Origin of the sequence: Allobosea sp. Leaf344, from assembly GCF_001426225.1 — a bacterium.
In the GTDB taxonomy this organism is placed as follows: Bacteria; Pseudomonadota; Alphaproteobacteria; order Rhizobiales; family Beijerinckiaceae; genus Allobosea.
Map to the genome: position 1 here is coordinate 1 of NZ_LMRT01000003.1, position 5263 is coordinate 5263.

General features: G+C 56.7%; 5 protein-coding genes and 1 pseudogene. 4 read left to right on the top strand and 2 right to left on the bottom strand.

Annotation, left to right across the window (positions count from 1 at the left end):
- Both ASG72_RS21160 and ASG72_RS05675 read left to right on the top strand, forming a co-directional pair.
- The coding region (locus ASG72_RS21160; protein ID WP_210168554.1) for a hypothetical protein at positions 1–276 on the top strand (276 nt) is incomplete at its 5' end.
- A gap of 180 nt (positions 277–456) precedes the next feature.
- The gene (locus ASG72_RS05675) at positions 457–1452 is read left to right on the top strand and encodes a sensor histidine kinase (protein ID WP_056710036.1); all 996 of its coding nucleotides are present in this window, start codon (positions 457–459) and stop codon (positions 1450–1452) included.
- On the opposite strand, the gene ASG72_RS05680 is transcribed toward ASG72_RS05675, so the two are convergent.
- A complete protein-coding gene (locus ASG72_RS05680; protein ID WP_056710038.1) occupies positions 1445–1807 on the bottom strand; it encodes a response regulator in 363 nt (120 codons plus the stop codon). The two genes, ASG72_RS05675 and ASG72_RS05680, sit on opposite strands and share 8 nt — an antisense overlap.
- Before the next feature lie 1493 nt (positions 1808–3300).
- Between ASG72_RS05680 and ASG72_RS20245 the strand changes: the two genes are divergently transcribed.
- Positions 3301–3864: a DUF3300 domain-containing protein gene (locus tag ASG72_RS20245; protein ID WP_244488717.1), complete on the top strand. Its 564-nt coding sequence runs from the start codon at positions 3301–3303 to the stop codon at positions 3862–3864.
- Positions 3865–3911: 47 nt separating this feature from the next.
- Here ASG72_RS20245 and ASG72_RS20615 read toward each other — a convergent pair whose 3' ends face one another.
- A complete protein-coding gene (locus ASG72_RS20615) occupies positions 3912–4487 on the bottom strand; it encodes a hypothetical protein (protein ID WP_162246197.1) in 576 nt (191 codons plus the stop codon).
- A 668-nt stretch (positions 4488–5155) separates the two neighbouring features.
- On the opposite strand from ASG72_RS20615, the pseudogene ASG72_RS20250 reads away from it, so the two are divergent.
- Positions 5156–5263: pseudogene (locus tag ASG72_RS20250) on the top strand (methyl-accepting chemotaxis protein); the annotation flags it as partial.

A 5263-nucleotide genomic window follows, 5' to 3' on the forward strand; every position in this document is an offset into this window, starting at 1 on the left:
GAAGGGCTAGATGCGGGCCGCCTTACGCAAAGGCGAGATCCGCCAACTGGCTGCATCGTCGAGTTCATCGAAGCATTTGCTGATGTCCGCTTGTCGGCATTGAGTCAATGTCTAGTTGTGGCGCATTCCAGCCGGACGTGGCGGATTACCGGAAACGACATGTGCAGTCTCGGTGATGAACGCTCACAGCTCCACTCTGCAAAGCGAGATGGTCCTGTGGCGCATCAGCTCAATAAAATCGACAGTCGGGTCACGATCGCTCGTGATCTTGTCTAGATCCTCTCGGTTCTGGCTTTAGTCGCTCGCACGATCCACTAGAACGAGCGCACAAGGTACTGGCTGACGGCGGCGGGGAAGAGCTGGAAGGGAGTGTTGTCACGCGAAAGACATTGGGATCGTGCGCCATATCCGATAGTGAGTAACCCGCGTGCCGTTCCCCATCTCAGGAAATCTCCCGTGACCCACAGCAATCCACTGTCGTGGAGCGCCGATAGCCTCCGTCTCGCGATCAGCGCGGCCGGCGTGGCCCTTTGGTCGTGGAACGTCACGAACGATCACTTCTCGATGGACGGAAACGGCTTTGCGCTATGGAACCTTCCGCAAAGTGAAACCGTCACGTTCGAGGATCTCTCGGCCCATATCCATCCTTCTGATCGCGAACGGGTACGGTCGGCCTTCGTTGCAACGCGGGCCATCGTCGGTGCCTATGAGATCGATTTCCGGATCGTAGTAGATGGCGAGATCCGCTGGATCTCCGCGCGCGGCATCGGCGATGACACCGCGGTGCACATGGGACTGGCCTATGGCATCTTCCTCGACGTGACGGGCCGGAAGCAGGCCGAGGAGGGCCACGAGCTTCTCGCTGGCGAGATGAGCCACCGAGTCAAGAACCTGCTGGCTATCGCCATGGGGCTCACGCAGCTCACGTCTCGGTCGACGACGACTGCGAAGGAGATGGCGGTGGAGTTGATCGCCAGGCTCGCGGCCTTGGGGCGAGCTCACGACCTGGTTCGCCCGCTCCCTGGCCATCAAGGGACTGCCGCCTTGCTTGGCGACCTCGTGGCGGTCGTGCTGTCACCCTATGAGGATACCGGTGCCTTCAGCGGCCGCATCCGCGTCGCCGTCCCCCGTATGGGGGTGGGGGAGGCCACGGCCACGACGCTTGCTCTGGTTTTCCACGAGTTGGCAACCAACTCCTTGAAGTACGGGGCGTTGTCGTCTGATCTAGGACAACTTGACATTTCCGGAAACAACGAGGGCGAGGACATCCGGATTATCTGGACGGAACGCGGCGGCCCTGCTGTCACGGATGGCGAGCGCCCGGCAGGATACGGCAGCCGCCTGGTCGAACGCAGTATTGCCGGCCAGCTTGGGGGGGCGATCGATTACAATTGGTCGCCAGGTGGCCTGATCGTGACCTTGCGTGTGAAGGCCTCGAAACTGTCTAACTAGGCAGCTTCGAGAGGACTTTCAGGATATCCTCCTCGCGGTATGGCTTCGGCAGGAAGATCGTGTCGAAGGGCATTTCCTCCGCGCTGGGCAAGACGCGCCCAGATGCCAGGATCAGGATGACGGGCGGCCAGCGCTCCCGGACCGCATGCATCAGCTTCAGTCCATCCATTGAACCTCCCGGCATTTCTATGTCCGAGAAGACCACGCGGATCTCGGGCCGCGCCTCGAGCAGAGTGATAGCCTCGTCGGCGTCAGCGGCCTCGATAACGTCGTGGCCGGCGTCTTCGATCATTCCGACCGTACTCATGCGAATGAAGGGCTCATCCTCCACGACTAGAACGCACGTTTTTGTCATGGGGATCTTTCGGCGGTTCAACCGGATGTAACTGCCGAAGGGTGGAATGGTTGCATAGAGCCTTGCTAGGCTCATTGTCGCGGCCAAAGCCCGCCTAAGCGCTTCTCATGAGCGAACCCGTGACTGACGCCATTGCCCAGACGATGCAGGAAGGAAATGTTCTTGGGCGCCTCCGCTTAATGCATCGGCCGAATGATCATAGTTGGCACAAGACCTTCTCTCGTCTGCGATTATGACCGCCCGAGTTTTCCGTCCACTCGCCCCTCGCAGCGTCATCCTAGACGATCCGTATTAGTCAAGGTTCATGTGGCCGAGACAGCGAGGCCCGTCCCCTTGTTTATCTGGTGTGCCCGGGCTCGGCAAAATGGCGCAGGGTTCTGGGCCTTTGCGATGGGACTGGATACCGGTATCGATTGGTTCCGAATTTGCCGACTGAGGAATATGTAAGATCCACTGCGCTTCGAACCGACAGGTTTACCAGTGCCTACGGTAGTGTCTGATTGTCGGACGGTTGTTGTAGTATACGGCGCGCCGAAATCCGGCTCGAACGACTGGTCGTCCGTAATATCCACGATAGTAATAACCGGCGCCGTCTAGGTAATTTACAGTCTTCGCGCTGTAATAATTCTGATCTCCATAACTTACTACGTTTTCTGGATAGCAATATACAGTGCCGCAATAAATCGGGGCGGTATAGAAATCGTAACCGGCTACGTCATTAGCATAGTAGCTATAGGCACGGGGAGCGTAGGTGTAAGTCGGTCCGTAGCCATATCCGCTGCCGTAGTAGGCGGCACCTGCTGCGAGGCCGACACCAACCGCGAGGGCGCGACCGCCGTAGTAGCGGTTGCCATAGTAAGCGCTACGGTATGCCGCCCCGCGGTATGCACTACGATATCCAGCGCGGTATGCGCCGCCATACCGACTTCGGTAACTCACCCCAACGGCTGCCCCACGGTATCCGCCACGGTACGCAACGGCCGCACCACCCCGATATCCACCGCCTGCGCCTACTCCACGGCGTTGAGCTTCAGCATCGCTGGCAGTGAAAGCACAGCCGGCCACTCCAATAGCGATTGCAAGAGGGACTGCGGAAAGCGATTTCATGGCATACCTCAACGCCCGTGAGTGGTGTGCAAGCACAGTGGGCTCGTCTGTGCGCCACTTCGACCACGCGGCATGTCCGTTACGCATTTTGCCGGATCCACGCAGCGGGCAGCATCAGCCGGCAAGTTCGCTGTCCATAATTCCGCTTTCAACAATGAACGTCGTTTTGATGGCGCATGCCGTATCTCGACAATGCCGGATTGCCTCAGGCTTGAGTACTGTCCTCAAGTACAGGTTCTAGACCGCAGGAATTCGCTAGAATTCTGATAGCGCACTGGGGGGTCGGCAACCGCGTCAGCAAATGCTTCCTGAGCGCTGTCTGCGATTGGGACGGTTAGAGCTTCGCGGAGAAGCTAAACTAGGAAAATACGATGATTCTCCAATCTATGCTGGCAGGCGTGTTAGCATTCGGGATTCCTCTCGAAGCTCTTGCACAGGCACAGGCACAGGCGCAGGCGCCCGTCCGATCGCCTGAATCAGCGCCTGTGGCCATCGGAGTTGATCAGCCGCTATCTGCCGCAGGGCAACTTGACGCCCTCTTGGCTCCTATAGCGTTGTATCCGGATGCTTTGCTAGCGCAGATCTTGATGGCTTCGACCTATCCACTAGAGATAGTGCAGGCAGAGCGATGGCTAGCGTCCAACAAAAATAACAAAGAAAATCTGACAGACGCCGATCTACGCAGTCAATCTTGGGATGACAGTGTCAAGGCACTTGTATCCACGCCGTCAGTTTTGGAAATGATGAGCAAAAATCTGGAATGCCAAGGGATGATTCGAAAGCTCCACCAGAGTCTCCAATTTTATAGCGGGCTCGCATTAACGTTGGGGCGTCGAGTCGGACAGGCCAACCTGGTCCGCAATAGTGCTAGCATCGTTGGAGAAGTTGCCGCCCGGAAGCCAAGGCGCAGGATGAGAGTATGGCTTGCACAGGCTCATCCTCACGCTTGAGAATGAACCTGCGCAGACATTCCACGACGGAAACTGATTCCAGCTACCTAAATGTGTTCTATGTAAACCGCTTCCGAAAATGTCAGTTCGACCAAGTCTCCACGCCTAAATTGGGCAAATGCATTTCTCAAGGCAGGGTCAATGACGCGTGTTTTTCGAAGGCCGCTCGGGCCCAAGTAGCTCACGATCCCGGCGTTGGGATCGAACTGCTCAATGCGTGCTGTGAGCGTCAGAGAACGCGCCACGAATTTGTCAGGCAGGTTCTGAAAATATCCGTCACTCACAAATGCATTGTACGTGATCCCGGCGCTGGCGCCTTTTCGTGCGCGTTCAACGCTCAGGGCTACACCTTCGATACGGCTGATCTGTAGTCGATCGCCCGGCCTGACGTTCCTCAAGTTACCAAAAACAGGAGGGACGAAAACCTGCCACGTATACCTTCCTTGCCTAACCGTAGCGAGCCGCTCCTCTGGCGAGATCGAGACTACCTGGACCTGAATCCGGTCGATCTCCACGGGCCCAACGCCCGCTACCGACACCGTATCGGTGATGATCAGGGGTCCGCACCCGGCGCACCCGAGCGAGATGACGAGGGCAAGTGGGTAGCCGATCGATCTTAGCATTTCAAGCCTCCAAAAATCCACAAAATTTGTCGCATTCCGTAGACTAGCGGCGCTCTATGAGCTGCCTGTTCTTAACCGCGTTCCGTATTTCAGATTCTAGCCCGTCTATCAAATTCTGGTATTCTATTTGTATACCCACATTTCCGGGAGCGGTTGTTGTTTCAAGGCGCTTCAGGACTTTTGACGCTTCGGCCAAATCTCTGCACAAGGTACGAAACTGCTCGCTTTCAAAAGCGAGTGCTTCAAATTCTTTTCGCTGCCTGGGCACCAGCCTTAAGGCAAATAGAACCTCAGGTTCCATCAGAACGAGCCCTGCCCAGAGTACAGCTGCAGTTGGCGGAGCGGGCCAACAATTTATTATAGGTCCGTTCGCATCGTAATGAGTATCCATCACGAGGAAATCGTAGTCTCTACCACTGCCCAACGAAGCTCACAGCTAAAAGCAATCAAAAATGTGGTAGAGCTGGGTTTGACTATTTGACGTAAGTTATGCGGCTGCAAATACATTCGAAACTCCCGCAATTGGAGCTAGCTGGCGCTGTGCGATTTTGATCAGTTGAGGCACCTGTATCCGTTTCTAATTGGCTTGGATGCTGTTATCCGTTGAACCCGATCCTAGTATGCCCCGATTTGTGGTGCTGTAACCTGTACCTGAGGACAGCGCTCTCGCGCGCGCCGGCGATGCCGGCAAGGGTTTTGCGGTGGTGGCATCCGAGGTGCGCACCCTGGCGCAGCGCTCGGGCGAGGCGGCCAAGGACATCTCGGCGCTGATCTCC

Coding starts and splice junctions, on each gene's coding strand:
- ASG72_RS05680 (WP_056710038.1), bottom strand. CDS start 1,807: ATGACAAAAACGTGCGTTCTAGTCGTGGAGGATGAGCCCTTCATTCGC.
- ASG72_RS20245 (WP_244488717.1), top strand. CDS start 3,301: ATGCTGGCAGGCGTGTTAGCATTCGGGATTCCTCTCGAAGCTCTTGCA.
- ASG72_RS20615 (WP_162246197.1), bottom strand. CDS start 4,487: ATGCTAAGATCGATCGGCTACCCACTTGCCCTCGTCATCTCGCTCGGG.